General features: G+C 67.9%; 10 protein-coding genes. 8 read left to right on the top strand and 2 right to left on the bottom strand.

Annotated features, from left to right (window positions below):
• Nucleotides 1–83: 83 nt before the first annotated feature.
• From AC07NI_RS11235 to nagE, 4 genes are all read left to right on the top strand, one after another.
• On the top strand, nt 84–2747 hold the full coding sequence (locus AC07NI_RS11235; RefSeq protein ID WP_494618892.1) for a TonB-dependent receptor: 2664 nt from the start codon (nt 84–86) through the stop codon (nt 2745–2747).
• Nucleotides 2748–2896: 149 nt separating this feature from the next.
• Nucleotides 2897–5173: a beta-N-acetylhexosaminidase gene (locus AC07NI_RS11230; RefSeq protein WP_494618891.1), complete on the top strand. Its 2277-nt coding sequence runs from the start codon at nt 2897–2899 to the stop codon at nt 5171–5173.
• Nucleotides 5174–5197: 24 nt separating this feature from the next.
• On the top strand, nt 5198–7708 hold the full coding sequence (ptsP, locus tag AC07NI_RS11225) for a phosphoenolpyruvate--protein phosphotransferase (protein WP_494618890.1): 2511 nt from the start codon (nt 5198–5200) through the stop codon (nt 7706–7708).
• A 5-nt stretch (nt 7709–7713) separates the two neighbouring features.
• Nucleotides 7714–9456: an N-acetylglucosamine-specific PTS transporter subunit IIBC gene (gene nagE / locus AC07NI_RS11220; protein ID WP_494618889.1), complete on the top strand. Its 1743-nt coding sequence runs from the start codon at nt 7714–7716 to the stop codon at nt 9454–9456.
• Here nagE and AC07NI_RS11215 read toward each other — a convergent pair.
• Nucleotides 9453–10148, bottom strand: coding sequence for a dienelactone hydrolase family protein (locus tag AC07NI_RS11215; protein WP_494618888.1), 696 nt, complete (start codon nt 10146–10148; stop codon nt 9453–9455). The two genes, nagE and AC07NI_RS11215, sit on opposite strands and share 4 nt — an antisense overlap.
• A 124-nt stretch (nt 10149–10272) precedes the next feature.
• On the bottom strand, nt 10273–10653 hold the full coding sequence (locus AC07NI_RS11210; protein WP_494618887.1) for a response regulator transcription factor: 381 nt from the start codon (nt 10651–10653) through the stop codon (nt 10273–10275).
• 171 nt (nt 10654–10824) lie between these two features.
• Here AC07NI_RS11210 and AC07NI_RS11205 point away from each other — a divergent pair, with 171 nt between their 5' ends.
• The 4 genes from AC07NI_RS11205 to AC07NI_RS11190 all read left to right on the top strand — a co-directional run bounded on the left by AC07NI_RS11205 (nt 10825) and on the right by AC07NI_RS11190 (nt 15830).
• Entirely contained in the window at nt 10825–13647 is a 2823-nt protein-coding gene (locus tag AC07NI_RS11205; protein WP_494618886.1) for a PAS domain S-box protein, read from the top strand.
• 12 nt (nt 13648–13659) lie between these two features.
• Nucleotides 13660–14085, top strand: a complete 426-nt coding sequence (locus AC07NI_RS11200; RefSeq protein ID WP_494618885.1) for a response regulator transcription factor — start codon at nt 13660–13662, stop codon at nt 14083–14085.
• A gap of 59 nt (nt 14086–14144) precedes the next feature.
• Nucleotides 14145–14894: an isocitrate lyase/PEP mutase family protein gene (locus AC07NI_RS11195; RefSeq protein ID WP_494618884.1), complete on the top strand. Its 750-nt coding sequence runs from the start codon at nt 14145–14147 to the stop codon at nt 14892–14894.
• A gap of 90 nt (nt 14895–14984) precedes the next feature.
• Complete coding sequence (locus AC07NI_RS11190) at nt 14985–15830, top strand: alpha/beta fold hydrolase (protein WP_494618883.1); 846 nt, start codon at nt 14985–14987, stop codon at nt 15828–15830.
• Nucleotides 15831–15839: the final 9 nt, after the last annotated feature.

Here is a 15839-nt window from a genome sequence, read left to right as displayed (position 1 = left end):
CCTCCCAGAAAATTGGTATCATATTGGGCTTGGGGTTCGGCTCCGGTCCAGTAGGCCCGGCAAAAATGGGGAGAAGCCGAGTTATGAAGAGTTTCCACAAATCCGTCCTGGCCGCGTCAGCCAGCGCCCTGGCCGTCATGGCCGCCGCGCCCGCCTTCGCGCAAGCCAACAGCGTGGAAGAGGTTGTCGTCACCGGCATCCGCGCTTCGCTGCTGCAGTCCATTGAATCCAAGCGCCGCGCCGACGCCATCGTCGACGTCGTCACCGCCGAGGACGTGGGCAAGTTTCCGAGCACCAACGTCGCCGAAGCCCTGACCATCGTTCCCGGCGTCACGGTCGACCGCGCTTTCGGCCAAGGCGAGAAGGTCAGCATCCTGGGCACCGACCCGGCGCTGAACCGCACCCTGCTCAACGGCCAGACCGTCGCCTCGGCTGACTGGTTCATCCTGGATTCCCCGGGCCGCACGTTCAACTACGCCCTGCTGGCCCCGCAGATCGTCGGCAAGGTCGAGATCTTCAAGTCGCCGGAAGCGCGCATCGACGAAGGCAGCATCGGCGGCACCGTCATCGTCAACACCCGCAAGCCGCTGGACCTGAAGGCCGGTCTGGTCGCGGGCGCGGTGAGCTACCTCTATAACGACCGCTCCAAGAAGGGCGACGCCCAGGGCTCGCTGCTGCTGAGCTGGAAGAACGACGCCCAGACTTTCGGCGCCAGCTTCTCGGTGCAGCGCGCCAAGGACCAGCTGCGTCGTGACGGCGTCGAAAGCTACGGCACCATGGCGGCCAACCAGTGGGCCGGCGGCAATCCGGACAACCCGGTCGACTCGCGTAAGGCTGGCTGCGTCGGCACCTGCGCCTCGACGCTGACGGCCAACCTGAACGCCCGCAGCCCGAACGCCTTCGGCGCCTCGTACTTCGAGCAGGACCGCACCCGCACGACCTACACCACGGCTCTGCAGTGGAAGCCGACCGACGCCCTGTCGTTCGACTTCAACTGGATGAAGATCAAGGCCGACTACGACAACACCAACCAGTCGATGTACGCCTTCCAGGGCAACACCTGGAACAGCCTGGGCGCCCTGACGGGCATCGAGGTCAACAACGGCGTCGTCACCAAGGCCTCGTTCAAGAACGCGCTGAGCGTGCTGGACGTGCAGTACCGCGAAGCCGAGCTGAACTCCGACACCTACCACCTGAAGGGTCAGTACAAGGGCGACGGTTGGGACCTGAACGGCGAGATCGGCAAGTCGACCGCCGACGGCGGCACCAAGCGTCAGGTCTTCCTCGAATACCTGAACTGGGCCGACTACACCGTCGACCTGTCGGGCGCGCCGAAGACCCCGGGCAAGCTGACCTACGCGACCAACGTGATGGGCAACCCGTCGGCCTTCGCGACCGATCCGGGCTGGAGCGGCAACCTCGTTTCCAAGCCGACCAGCGACGAAGAGAAATACGCCCAGATCGACCTGGGCAAGGACTTCGACGGCGTCATCCAGCGCGTCCAGGTCGGCTACAAGCGTCGTGAACACCAGACCGGCCAGCAGTATTCGGGCATCGCCATCACCGGCGTCGCCGCTCCGGCCTCGCTGTTCAACCCGTCGACCGTGCCCAGCAACTACCTGAAGGGCTTCGACGGCGTCGGCACGCAGATGGAGACGCGCTTCCGCATCGATGGCCAGTCGATGGTCTCGTACGTCGACAGCGGCAAGTGGCTGGCTCCGGGCGCGACCATGCCCAAGCCGTCGATTTTCGCCGCCGCCGAGTTCACGGCCGGCAACTGGAACATCCAGGAAAACATCGACGCCCTGTACGGCCAGGTGAACTTCAAGGCCGACAACGTCCGCGGTAACTTCGGCGTCCGCTACGTGAAGACCTCGGTCGACAGCGCCGGTTACGTCTGCAAGCCCGGCGCGGCCTGCAACGCCCAGGCTGACTGGACCTGGCAGACCAGCAAGAAGAGCTACGACAACGTCCTGCCCAGCGTGAACGTCATCGTGGACGCGCGCGACGACCTGGTGTTCCGCTTCGCCGCGGCGCAGGTCATCGCCCGCCCGAACTATGCGGACATGACCAACTACTTCTGGCTGTCGGACGGCATCCTGACGGGTGGCGGCGGCAACCCGAACCTGGAGCCCTACAAGTCGAGCAACATCAACGGCTCGGTCGAGTGGTACTTCCAGCCGCAAGCGATCCTGTCGGCCGAAGTGTTCTACAAGGACATCTCGAACTACATCCTGACGCGCACGCAGCCGGAATCGTACTTCAACCAGTCGCAGAACAAGGTCACGACCTATCAGATCAGCCGTCCGTTCAACGCGGGCTCGGCTGAAGTGAAGGGCGTGGCGGTCGCCTACCAGCAGAACTTCGCCTACGGCTTCGGCCTGCTGGCCAACTACACCTACGCCGACGCTTCGGGCCAGGGCGGCGCGCCGCTGCCCTACAGCTCGAAGAACCAGATCAACGTCAGCCCCTTCTATGAGCACGGTCCGTTCTCGGCCCGGGCGACCTTCAACTGGCGTTCGAAGTACTTCACCGGCGTCGACCGCGGCGACGACATGTTCGTCAAGGCGGCCAAGTCCCTGGACGCGACGGTCGGCTACGCGATCAACCAGAACATCACGATGTCGGTCTCGGGCCAGAACCTGCTGGACACCGAGTACTACTCGTACGCCAACACGACGGCCCTGGCGCGCGGTGTCTACCGCACGGGCCGCAAGCTGCAGGCCACGCTGAACGTCAGCTTCTAAGCCGACGTCCGGCGGCGGAGGCTCCCCCTGGGGTCTCCGCCGGCCACGGCGCATTGATTGAACCCCTCCTGACTGCAAGCATGGAGCTTGGGCGGGGCGGCCTGGCCGTCCCGCCCGCTTTTTGCCGCCTATCCTTCTTGCGAGGCCGCGTGACCAAGACCCCGCTGCGCACCATCGCCGTTTCGGCGTTCGCTCTGGCTTCCGTGCTCGCGACGAGCGCCTTGGCCGATACCGCTGGCCTGACCCTGACCCCCGCGCCGGCCAAGGCGGTCCGCGCCGAAGGGGCCTTCAAGCTTTCCGCCGCCACCCGCATCCACGTCGCCAAGGGCGATGTCGAGGCCAAGGGTGTCGCGCAACAACTGGCCGACCTGATCCAGCGCTCGCGGGGCTTCCGTCCCGCCGTGGTCGAAGGCGCGCCGACTGCCGACGCCATCGTCCTGACCCGCGAGGGCCCCGCCGGCGAGGCCTACAAGCTCGACATCTCGCCCAAGTCCGTGACCATCGCCGCGGCCAAGCGCGCGGGCCTGTTCTACGGCGCCATGTCGCTGTGGCAGCTAGCGACGCCGGACGAGGCCAAGGGCCCGGTCGCCGTCCCCGCCGCGTCGATCGAGGACGCCCCGCGCTTCGCCTGGCGCGGCCTGATGGTCGACAGCGCCCGCCACTATCAGTCGCTGGACACGCTGAAGGCGGTCATCGACGCCATGGCGGCCCACAAGCTCAACACCTTCCACTGGCACCTGGTCGACGACCAGGGCTGGCGACTGGAGATCAAGAAGTACCCGAAGCTGACCCAGGTCGCCGCCTGGCGCCACGACCCGGGCGCGGCCGTGAACTACCCGAAGTACGGCGGCTTCTACACCCAGGACCAGGCCCGCGAGCTGGTCGCCTACGCCGCCGCCCGCAACATCACCGTGGTGCCGGAGATCGAGACCCCCGGCCACGCACTCGCGCCGATCGTCGCCTATCCCTCGCTGGGGACGGCCGCGCCGGACGCCAGCAAGATGGGCGACTGGGGCGTGTTCCCCTGGCTCTACAACACCGACGACGCCACCTTCGCCTTCCTCGACGACGTGCTGAACGAGGTGATGGATATCTTCCCCTCGACCTTCATCCACGTCGGCGGCGACGAGGCGGTCAAGGACCAGTGGAAGGCCAGCCCGAAGATCCAGGCCAAGATCAAGGAACTGGGCGTCAAGGACGAGCACGAGCTGCAGAGCTGGTTCATCCAGCGGGTCGGCAAGACGCTGGACAAGCGCGGCCGCCGCCTGATCGGCTGGGACGAGATCCTGGAAGGTGGCCTCGCGCCGAACGCTACCGTCATGTCCTGGCGCGGCATCGACGGCGCCATCGCCGCCGCCAAGCAGGGCCACGACACGGTGCTGTCGCCGCATCCGGTGCTCTATCTCGACAACCGCCAGAGCACGTCGCCGGAAGAGCCGACAGGTCGTGGCCACGTCTCCAGCCTGAAGGACGTCTACGCCTTCGATCCGGCTCCGGCCCAGCTGACCCCGGACGAGCGCAAGCACATCCTGGGCGTCCAGGCCAATGTCTGGACCGAGCACATGCAGACCGATGCGCGCATGGAGCAGATGGCCTTCCCACGCGCCGTGGCCCTGGCCGAGCGCGGCTGGTCGTCTGAAGCGGATGCGAACTGGGACGACTTCGCTCGCCGCCTGCCGGCCGAGATGGCGCGCCTGAAGGTCCTGGGCGTCACCGCCAACACCGTGCCGTTCGAGCCGCAAGGCGCGCCGTCGGAAGGCGAGGGCGGCAAGACCACTCTGGCGCTCTCGACCGGTCTCGGCGTCGGCGAGATCCGCTACACCACCGACGGCAAGGCTCCGACGGCGGCCTCGACGCCCTATGCCGGCGCCCTGGCGCTGGCCAGCGGCGCGACGGTGAAGGCCCAGACCTTCGTCGACGGCCAGGCCCTGGGCCGCGCGCGGTCGTGGACCATCACCCCGGCCTTGCTCGACACCCGGGTCAGCGGCCAGCTGAAGGCCTGCACCGAGAAGGTGCCGATCACCATGATCGACGATGCGCCCGTCGACCTCGCCAAGCGGCCGATGATGTATGTCGACATCTTCAATCCGTGCTGGATCTGGCAGGGCGCCAAGCTGGACAAGGGGGCGGTGCTGACCGCGCGGATCACCCAGATCCCGTTCAACTTCCAGGTCGGCAAGGACCGCGACGGCATCAAGCTACGCCCGCCGGCCACGCCGGGCGGCGAGCTGGAGGTGCGGCTGGGCTGTGACGGCGAACGCATCGCCGCCATCCCGCTGGGCGACAGCGCCAAGAATCCGGGCCTGTCGACGGTGGCCACCCGCCTGCCGGCCCATGCGGTCCAGGCGGACTTGTGCCTGACCTTCACCTCGAAGACGCTCGATCCCTTCTGGGTGATCGAGCGTGTGACCCTGAAGTCCCAATAAGCGTTCCAGACAGAGTAGCGCCCCGTGTCCAACCTCGTACTCACCGCGCCTCTGAAGGGCTGGATCGCGCCGCTCGACGAGACCCCCGACGCCGTGTTCGCCGAGCGCATGCTGGGCGACGGCCTGGCCATCGATCCGTTCGGCTCGACCCTGCACGCGCCCTGCGACGCGGTGGTCACCACAGTCCACCGCGCCCGTCACGCCGTGACCCTGCGCGCGGCCAACGGGGCCGAGATCCTGATCCATGTGGGCCTGGAGACCGTGGCCCTGAACGGCGAGGGCTTCAGCGTCTTCGTGAAGGAAGGCCAGAGCGTGAAGGCCGGGGACAAGCTGCTGGGCTTCGACCTCGACTTCCTGGCCCAGAAGGCCCGCAGCCTGATCACCCCGGTGGTGATCACCAATCTGGACGCCTTCGAGATCGTTCGCCGCGACCAGGATCGCGAGCTTGCGGTCGGCGACTTTCTGATGGAGCTGGCGCCCCTGGGCGGCGCGGCCGCCGCCAGCCTGGTCAGCGATGGCGAGGTGGCGCGGGAGGTCGTAGTGCCGCTGATCCATGGCATCCACGCCCGTCCCGCCGCCCGCATCGCCGAGACCGCCCGCAAGTTCGTGGCCGAGGTCGCCCTCGTGGCCGTCAACCGCCGCGCCAGCGCCAAGAGCCCGGTCGGTGTCATGTCCCTGGCCATCCGCCACGGCGACACCATCCAGGTGGTGGCCTCGGGCATGGACGCCGAAGCGGCGATCCAGGCGGTGGCCGAGCTGATCGACAGCGGCATGGGCGAGGGCGGGCCGGTCGCGGCTCAAGCCTCTGTGCCCGCCGCCGTGACGCCGGAGCCCGCTGGTCTCGCCGAGCTGCCACGCGACGGCGTGCTCAAGGGCGTGCTGGCCGCGCCGGGCCTGGCGATCGGCAAGGCCGTGCGCCTGGCCGCCGCCGACATCGTCGTGCGCGAAGCCGGCGAAGGGACCGCCCACGAGGAGGCCGCGCTCGCCGCCGCCCTCGACGTGGTCCGCGCCCGCATCGAGAAGAACGCCGCCAAGGGCGACAAGGCCCGCAAGGCCATCCTCGGCGCCCACCTGGCCTTTCTGGAAGACCCCGAACTGGCCGCCGGCGCCCGCCGCCTGATCGGCGAGGGCAAGAGCGCAGGCTTCGCCTGGCGAAAGGCCGTCGGCGGCTATGTCGAGGCCCTCCGCGGCCTGGGCGACCGCCGCCTGGCCGAACGCGTCGATGACCTCGTCGATCTTGAGCGCCAGGTGCTGCGCGCCCTGGCCGGCGAAGAGGACGAGGGGACCGTCCTGCCGCCCGGCTCGATCCTGCTGGCCGACGAACTGCTGCCCTCGCAGCTGATGGGCGTCGACCCCGGCGCCGTGGCCGGCTTCGCCACCGCGCGCGGTGGTCCGACCTCGCATGTGGCCATCCTGGCGGCCGCCATGGGTATCCCGGCCATGGTCGCCCTGGGCGGCGCGCTGCTGAAGGTCAAGGACGGCGCGACGCTGATCCTCGACGCCGACAGCGGCGTGCTGCGCGTCGCGCCTGACGCGCCGGCCCTGGAAGCCGCCCAGACCGCTCTCGCCCAGCGCCAGGAGCGCAAGGCCGCCGCCCAGGCCGCCGCCCACGAGGCGTGCGTCACCAAGGACGGCGTCCGCATCGAGGTGTTCGCCAACACCGGCTCGCTGAACGACGCCCTGGCCGCCGTGGCCAATGGCGCGGAAGGCTCGGGCCTGCTGCGCACCGAGTTCCTGTTCCTGGACCGCGAGACCCCGCCGGACGAGGACGAACAGGCCCGCCAGTACCAGGCCATCGCCTCGGCCCTGGACGGCAAGCCGCTGATCATCCGCACGCTGGACGTCGGCGGCGACAAGGCCGCGCCCTACCTGCCGATCCCAGCCGAGGAGAACCCGGCGCTCGGCCTGCGCGGCGTCCGCGTCAGCCTGTGGCGGCCGCATCTGCTGAAGACCCAGCTGCGCGCCATTCTTCGTGTGAAGCCGCTGGGCCAGTGCAAGATCATGGTCCCGATGATCGCCAGCCTGGACGAGCTGCGCGCCGTCCGCGCCGTGCTGGACGAGGCCAAGCGCGAGATGGGCGTGGTCGAGCGCGTCGAGCTGGGCGTGATGATCGAGACGCCCGCCGCCGCCGTCACCGCCGACCTGATCGCCGCCGAGGCCGACTTCCTCTCCGTCGGCACCAATGACCTGACCCAGTACGTGCTGGCCATGGACCGGGGTAATCCCGAGCTGGCCGCCCGTATCGACGCCCTGCACCCGGCCGTGCTGCGGATGATCGACCAGACCTGCAAGGGCGCGGCGAAACACCATCGCTGGGTCGGCGTCTGCGGGGGGCTGGCCTCCGACGTCGCCGCCACGCCGATCCTGCTGGGCCTGGGCGTCACCGAGCTTTCGACCACGGCGTCGATCGCGCCGGAGGTGAAGGCTCGCGTCCGTAGCCTTTCGCTTGAGTCTTGCCGTAGCCTCGCGGCCCAGGCCCTGGACCAGACCTCGCCCGAGGCGGTCAGGGCGCTCGTGAAATCCTTCGGAGCCTGAACCCGATGAAGTCTCCGCTCGAGATCCTCCAGCCCCTGGGCCGGGCCCTGATGCTGCCGATTGCGGTGCTGCCCGTGGCGGGTCTGCTGCTGCGCCTGGGCCAGCCCGACCTCTTGAACATCGGCTTCATGGCCGCCGCCGGCGATGCGATCTTCTCCAACCTTGGCCTGCTGTTCGCCATCGGCGTCGCCGTCGGCCTGGCCAAGGAGAACAACGGCGCGGCGGGTCTGGCCGGCGTCGTCTGCTTCTTGATCGCCACCGAAGGCGCCAAGACCCTGCTGCACGTGCCGGCCGAGGTCACCGCCAACCTGGTCAAGGAGCACGCCGACCTGGCGGGCGCGGCCTACAAGGCGAAAGCCTTGGCCAAGCTCAGCGCGCCGATCGGCATCATCTCGGGCGTGATCGGCGGGCTGTTCTACAACCGCTTCTCGACCTTCAAGCTGCCGGAATACCTGGCCTTCTTCAGCGGCCGTCGCTTCGTGCCGATGATCGCGGGCCTGGCCGGCCTGGTCATGGCGATGCTGATCGGCGTGGGCTACGACGGCATCAACGGCGCGGTCGACACCGCCAGCCGGGCCGTCGTCGGCTCGGGCGAGCTGGGCCTGCTGGTCTTCGGCTTCCTGAACCGGATCCTGATCGTCACCGGCCTGCACCACGTGCTGAACAACATCGCCTGGTTCGTGGTCGGCGATTACCACGGCGCGACCGGCGACCTGCGTCGCTTCTTCGCCGACGACCCCAGCGCCGGGGCGTTCATGAGCGGCTTCTTCCCGGTCATGATGTTCGGCCTGCCCGCCGCGTGCCTGGCCATGTACCACACCGCCCTGCCGGCCCGGAAAAAGGCCGTCGGCGGCATGCTGTTCTCGCTGGCCCTGACCTCGTTCCTGACCGGCGTGACCGAGCCGATCGAGTTCAGCTTCATGTTCCTGGCCCCGGTGCTCTACGCCGTGCACGCGGTGCTGACGGGCGTGGCCATGGCCCTGATGAACCTGCTGAACGTCAAGTTGGGCTTCACCTTCTCGGCGGGCCTGTTCGACTACGTGCTGAACTTCGGCAAGGCGACCAATCCCGTCCTGCTGATCCCGATCGGTCTGGCCTATGGCGCGCTCTACTACGCCGTCTTCCGCTTCGCGATCACGCGCTTCAACCTCAAGACCCCCGGTCGCGAGGACGAGGAGACTGTCGCCGTCGAGACCGTCACCACCGGCGGCGGACGCGGGGCCGACTTCGTGGCGGCCCTGGGCGGCGCGGCCAACCTGACCACCGTCGACGCCTGCACCACCCGCCTGCGCCTGATCGTCGTCGACCAGGGCGTCGTCAACGAACCGGCCCTGAAGGCCCTGGGTGCGCGCGGTGTCGTCCGACCTTCCGACAAGGCGCTGCAGGTCGTGCTCGGTCCCATCGCCGACGGCGTCGCCGGCGAGATCCGCGCGGCCATGGGGGCTCCGGCGCCGGCCAAGCCGGTGGCGGCGGCCAAGCCCGCGCCCTCGGTGCTGCCCAGCATCGAGGACGACCGCAAGGCCGAGAAGCTGCTGGGCGCCCTGGGCGGCGCGGCCAACCTCAAGAGCGTCGGCACGTGCTCCAGCCGCCTGCGCCTGGTCGTCGCCGACCAGGGCGCGGTCAGCGAGCCGGCGCTGAAGGCCCTGGGCGCGCGCGGCGTCGTCCGGGTCGGCGACCAGGTCGTCCACGTCGTGCTGGGCCCCGACGCCGAGCGCATCGGCGAAGCGGTGCGCTGCCAACTTCCCTAGAGCAGGTGGGCCTTGAAGAAGGCCGCCGTGCGGGCGTTGGCGGTCTTGGCGTCGGCGTCGTCATAGTGGTCGCCGCCGGGCCGCGCGAAGGCGTGGTTGCGGCCGGGATAGGTGTGGATCTGGATGCGCGGATGGCCGTCCAGCGCCGCGTGGATCTTCGCCTGGGCGTCCTTGCCGATATATTCGTCGTCGCCGGCCAGGTGCATCAGCAGCGGGGCGCGGATCTTGGCGCCTTCGGAGACGTAGTTGTCCGTGCCGCCGCCATAGTAGACGACGCCGACATCGGCGTCGCTGGCCGCCATGGCCCGGAAGGTCATCAGCCCGCCCAGGCAGTAGCCGGTCACCCCGACCTTGCCGTTGGCGCCCTCTAGCGTCCGCGCGGCCTTGATCGTCGCCACGACGTCCTCGACGCCTTTGTCGAAGTCGAAGCGATTGTAGTAGCCGAAGGCCTTTTCCATGTTTTCCGGCGAAGCCTCGGACAGCGCCATGCCGGGCTCGAAGCGCCAGAACAGGTCGGGGGCGACGACGATATAGCCCTGGTCCGCCAGTTCGCCGGCGATCTGTTTGATGCCGTCGTTGACGCCGAAGACCTCCTGGATGAGGACGATCGCGGGGGCGGGCTCGGCGCTGGGGCGCACCACCAGGGCCTGGAAGTCGCCATCGGCGACATGGATAGTCAGGTGTTCGGACACGGTCGCGCTCCTGCGGCGGATCGGGGGATGACCGCCAGTTTCGACCTGGGCGCGAGGCCATGATTGAACGATCGTGTCGGACGCGGTCCGATCCGAACTGACAGCGTTGGTCTTGGAGCGGGTTCTAGGCGGCCAGGTCGCGGATCTTGGCGACGATCTGCTCGGGCGAGAACGGCTTCATCAGATAGCCGCTGGCGCCGGCCTGCATGGCCATGACGATGCGGTCGAGGCGCCCTTCGCCGGTCAGCATCAGGATCGGCACCTCGGCGCATGCGTCGATCGACCGCAGGGTCCGAACGAGCTCGATGCCGTCGGTGGTGGGCAGGCGCACGTCGATGACGAACAGGCTGGGGACCGCCACCCGGGCCTTGCCCAACATGCCCTCGCCGGACTCGAACAGCTCGACCGTGAACCCTTGTGGCGCAAGGGCCGCCTGCAGGAACGCGAGCACCAGAGGATCGTCGTCGACGACATAGATCGAGGGCGCGACGGCGATTGGCGGCATCGGTCCATCCTGGCTTCGACGACGTGCTGTCGCCGCCTTCAGCCTTGCCGCCCGGCGCGGCGGGATCAAGAGGCTAAAGGTTGCACACAACGTGGATAACCCGCCCTTCATGCTTTTGACGCACGGATGAAGGTCCAGCCCCTCGCCAGGGGGCGACACAGAAAGTGCGTGATGGCCGGAGAGACCGCGGACGACGTCGCAAGCCTGCGCGCGCGCCTGGATCGCATGACGCGCCTGGCGGCCGCCCAGGCGGCGCTGGCCGAGGCCGGCCTCGACCTCGACGCCTTCATGCAGGCCATCGTCGAACACCTGGCCGACCTGACCGGGGCCAAGGGCGCGATCGTCGAGCTGGTCGACGGCGGCGACCTCGTCTACCGCGCCGCCACCGACAAGAGCCTGATCGGCATGCGCCTGAAGCGCGCGGACAGCTTCTCGGGCCTGTGCGTGGCGAGTGCGGAAGTGCTGATCTGCGCCGACGCCCTGACCGATGCCCGCGTCGACCGCGCCGCCTGCGTCAAGGTCGGGGTCGGCTCGATGGTCTGCGCGCCGCTGATGCACCAGGCCGAAGCCCTGGGCGTGTTGAAGGTGTTCTCCGAGCACAAGAGCGCCTTCGACGACGAGGACATCGACATCCTGCGCGTGCTGGCCTCGATGCTGGGCGCGCAGATGTCGCGCCAGCTGGCGTTCCAGCAGCATCAGGCGCTGCTGGCCGAGAAGACCGTGCAGGAGGAGCTGTTCGAGACCGCTTTCCACGAGGCGCCGATCGGCATGGGCCTGGGCGACCTCACCGGGCGGATCGTCAAGATCAACAGCGTGTTCTGCGACATCATCGGCTACACGGCGCAGGAGGCGCGGACGCTGGATTTCCGGGCGCTCACCCACCCCGACGATATCGAGTCCGGCCTCAGCTACATGAACCGGCTGCTGAGCGGCGAGATCCGCAGCCACCAGACCGAGAAGCGCTACATCCGCAAGGACGGCCAGGCGATCTGGGTGCGGCTGTCGGTGTCGCTGGCGCGCGGCGAGGATGGCGCGCCCAAGCACTTCATCGGCCAGATCCAGGACCTGACCGACCAGCGGGCCATCGAGAACCGCTACCGGCTGATGGCCGAGAACGCGACCGACATCATCGTCGCCAGCGACATGCTGGGCCTGGCGACCTTCGTCTCGCCGGCCTGCGAGACGGTCACCGGCTATGCGCCCGAGGACATCGTCGGCCGCTCGTCGCTGCCGATCACCCATCCCGACGACCAGGACCTGGTCCGCGACGCGTTCAGCCGCCTGCTGGCCGGGAAGGCCGTCGACCGGGTGCGCTGGCGCGTGCGTCACAAGCTCAGCGGCGAGTGGATCTGGCTGGAGAGCAATCCGGTCCTGATCCGCGAGCCGACCGGACAGGCCACCGGCTATCTGGACGTTCTGCGCGACGTCACCGTCCAGAAGGTCCAGGAGGACGCCCTGGCCGCCGCGCGCGTGGACGCCGAGGCCGCCAGCCGCTCCAAGGCCGACTTCCTGGCCAACATGTCCCACGAGCTGCGCACGCCGCTGAACAGCATCATCGGCTTCACGCGCCTGCTGACCGAGAGCCGCGATCTCTCGCCCGAGGATCAGCGGCGGGTCGCCCTGGCGCACGGCGCCGGCCAGGCCCTGCACGCGGTGATCGACAACGTGCTGGACTTCTCCAAGCTGGAGGCCGCGGCCCTGGAGCTGCACAAGGCGGCGTTCGATCCGTCGGAGCTACTGCGCCAGACCGTGGCCATGCTGGAGCCGCAGGCCGCCGCCAAGGACCTGCGCTTGCGCACCATGATCGACGCCCAGGCCCCGGCCCAGGTGGTCGGCGACGCCGGCCGCGTCCGCCAGGTGCTGCTGAACCTGTTATCCAACGCCGTGAAGTTCACCTCCAACGGCGGCGTCACCGCCAGCCTGAGCTGCGTGACCCTGGACCCGGCCGCGCCACGCCTGCGCATCGAGATCGCCGACACCGGTTCGGGCATTCCGGAGGCCAAGCAGACGGGTCTGTTCAATCGTTTCGTCCAGGCTGGCTCGTCGGTCTCGGCCCACTACGGCGGCACGGGCCTGGGCCTGGCCATCTCGCGCCAGCTGATCGGGCTGATGGGCGGCGAGATCGGCGTCGACAGCGCCGTGGGTCGCGGCTCGACCTTCTGGTTCGAGATCGCCTTGCCGACCGCGACCAGCACCGACGCCAAGCCGCTTCCCGAGGCCCAGCCGCTGCGCCTGAACGGCCGCCGCATCCTGGTGGTCGACGATGTCGAGCTGAACCGTGAACTGATGCTGGCCTTGCTGTCCAAGTACGGCTGCGAGGTCGGCTTGGCCGAGGACGGCGCCCAGGCCATCGAGGCCCTGGACGGCGGCGCGTTCGAGCTCGTGCTGATGGACTGCCAGATGCCGGTCATGGACGGCTTCGTGGCCACCGAGACCATCCGCAGCTCCGGCGCGCGTTACGCCGACATCCCGATCGTCGCCCTGACCGCCAGCGCCCAGCCCGAGCATCTGGCCCGTTGCGAGGCGGTGGGCATGAACGACCATCTGACCAAGCCGCTGAACGCCGGCGCCCTGGAGCGGGTGCTGGGCATGATGCTGCGCGGCGCGCCGGAAGCGCCGGCGCCCGCCGCCATGCCCGCCAACGATCCCGGCGAGGCGGTCCGCCGCGATCTCGTCGAGGTGATGGGCCCGACCTCGGTGCGCTCGCTGCTGGCCATCCTGCTGGCCCAACTGGAGGGCCGCTTCACCCAGTCCGCCGACACCCGCGCCATGCGCGAGGACGCCCACGCCCTGGCCGGCTCGGCCGGGCTGATGGGCTTCCTGGACCTCTCCAACGCCTGCCGCGAACTGGAGGGCGCGATTGTCGACGGTCGCGATCCCGGGCCGGCTCTTGATTTGACTCGCGCGCTCGTCTCGCGAACCATCGGCCTGGCTCAGCGCTGGGACGCGGACCTCGCCGTGGCCGAGGCGCCGGCCCGCCGCTTCATGCACTAGAGGAGTTCGCTCGTGCCCGCGTCCCCCGCCGTCCTCGTCATCGATGACGACGCCGTCGTCCGCCAGTTCGTCGAACTCGTCCTGGCCCAGGCCGGCTACAGCGTCTCGTCCGTGGCCACCGCCGAGCTGGGCATCAAGGCCTTGCAGACCGCCCGGTGGGACCTGGTGCTGCTGGACATCAACATGCCGGACATGACCGGCCTCGACGTGCTGCGCCTCTTGCGCAAGTACCAGAAGGTCAAGGCGGCGGTGATGATGATGACCGCGCGCGGCGACGCCGCCACGGTGCGCGAGGCCCTGGCCACCGGCGCCGACGGTTACCTGGTCAAGCCGTTCGGGCCGCAGGACCTGCTCAAGCGCGCCGAGGCGCTGCTGAACCCCGACAAGTTCCGTAGCCCGCCGCGCGACGAGGATCGACCGGTCGTCGAGCTGGACTAGTCGAGTGGCCGCTGACGGCGGGATCTGACGGCGTTGCACCAGGCAGAGGAGAGACGGCCATGCCGACGATCGCCGAGAAACGCGCCACCTTTCGCAGGCTGCATGACGGCGGCTTCTTCATCATCCCCAACGCCTGGGACGCGGGCGGCGCCGTCCGCCTGACGAAGCTGGGTTTCAAGGCCGTCGCATCGACCAGCGCCGGAGCGGCCTGGGCCGCCGGCAAGGACGATGGCGATCTGAGCCGTGACGCGGTGCTCGCGCATCTCAGGATGCTTGTCGACGCCACCCCTCTGCCGATCAATGCCGACTTCGAGAACGGCTTCGCCGATGACCCCGCCGAAGTCGCCGCGAACGTCGCGCTGGCGATGGAGACGGGGATCGCGGGCCTTTCGATCGAGGATTGGTCGGGCAGCGAGATGTACGCGCGCGGCCTCGCGGTCGAGCGTATCGCCGCCGCGCGGGCCGCCATCGATGCGGTCGATCCGACCATGATGCTGATCGGCCGCAACGAGAACTTCCGCGTGCCCGACATGCCCGTCGCCGAGAGCATCGCCCGCGCGGTGGCCTATGCCGAGGCCGGCGCGGACTGTCTGTTCGTGCCCTTCATCCTGGATCCCGGCGCCGTCGCCGAACTGGTGGCGGCCGTCGCGCCGAAACCAGTCAATGTGGTCGTGCACGACTACGATGCGAGGATCCATGCCTTTGCCGAGCTCGGCGTCCGTCGGTGCAGCGTCGGCGGCAGCCTGGCCAAGCGGTCATGGTCGGCGTTTGACGAAGCGGCCAGGGCGCTCAAGGACTATGAGGCGTGACGCCTGCGCGCGGCGGCTCGATCGCGTCATCATGCCTATACTGAAATACCGATAGTATATATGCTCCACCGAGCGGATAAGGCGGTCCTTATGAAGGAGCAAGTCTTGCTAAACGCGCCGGCGCTTGGGGCGGATCGCTTCCCTTTCCACGTTGAGGAATACGGTAGTGGGGACGCGATTTGCATACTTCTTCACGGGTTCGGCGAGGGTTCTTATGTATGGCGCGATCTGGCGCCTCGCTTGCCGGAAAAATATCGTTCCATACTTGTGGATTTCAGAGGTCATGGAAGATCTCGTGAAGATACTGCGGCGAACTATAGCGTTGAAACCTATTCCAGAGACATTCTGAATTTAATTACGACTTACAACTATAGCAACGTCTCCATTATCGGTCATTCTCTTGGCGCGGGGGTGGCGATCATGGTTGCCGCGTCGGCGCCCCACCTTGTGTCGAATTTGATCTTGGTGGATTGGCCTTTGAGCACCGCGTGGACTGTTCACGATAGTATTTTTTCGCAGTTCCACGAGCAGTGCGATGGTTACAATTCGCTCGCTGAGTATGCTGCTTGGATACTGGAAAGGCGGCCGCTGACCCATCCAAGAATGCTTCGTCACATTGTCGGCAATGCCTTGCGGGAGAACGCCGACGGGAAATTTGTGCTCAAAGCTGATCGGCGAGTCACGGAAATATTCGGAAAAATGTCGACGCGTACCAACAATGCTCAATATTTTCTGCATAGAATATTGTGCAGGACCTTGCTGGTGAGGGGGAGGGGGTCCGCGGTCTTATCTAAAAAGGAAGCTTTGAGTATAGTTGGGATGTTGAGAGACGGCCATCTATGCGAAATTTCCGGGGCCGGTCATGCCGTGATGGTCGACGATCCGGACCAGTTCGCGGATGCGGTTAATCAATTTCTCCTCGGATCGCGAACCTGACTCGATATC

This window comes from Caulobacter sp. GW821-FHT10E02, assembly GCF_059415225.1.
This window is presented reverse-complemented; position numbering and strand designations above follow the sequence as displayed.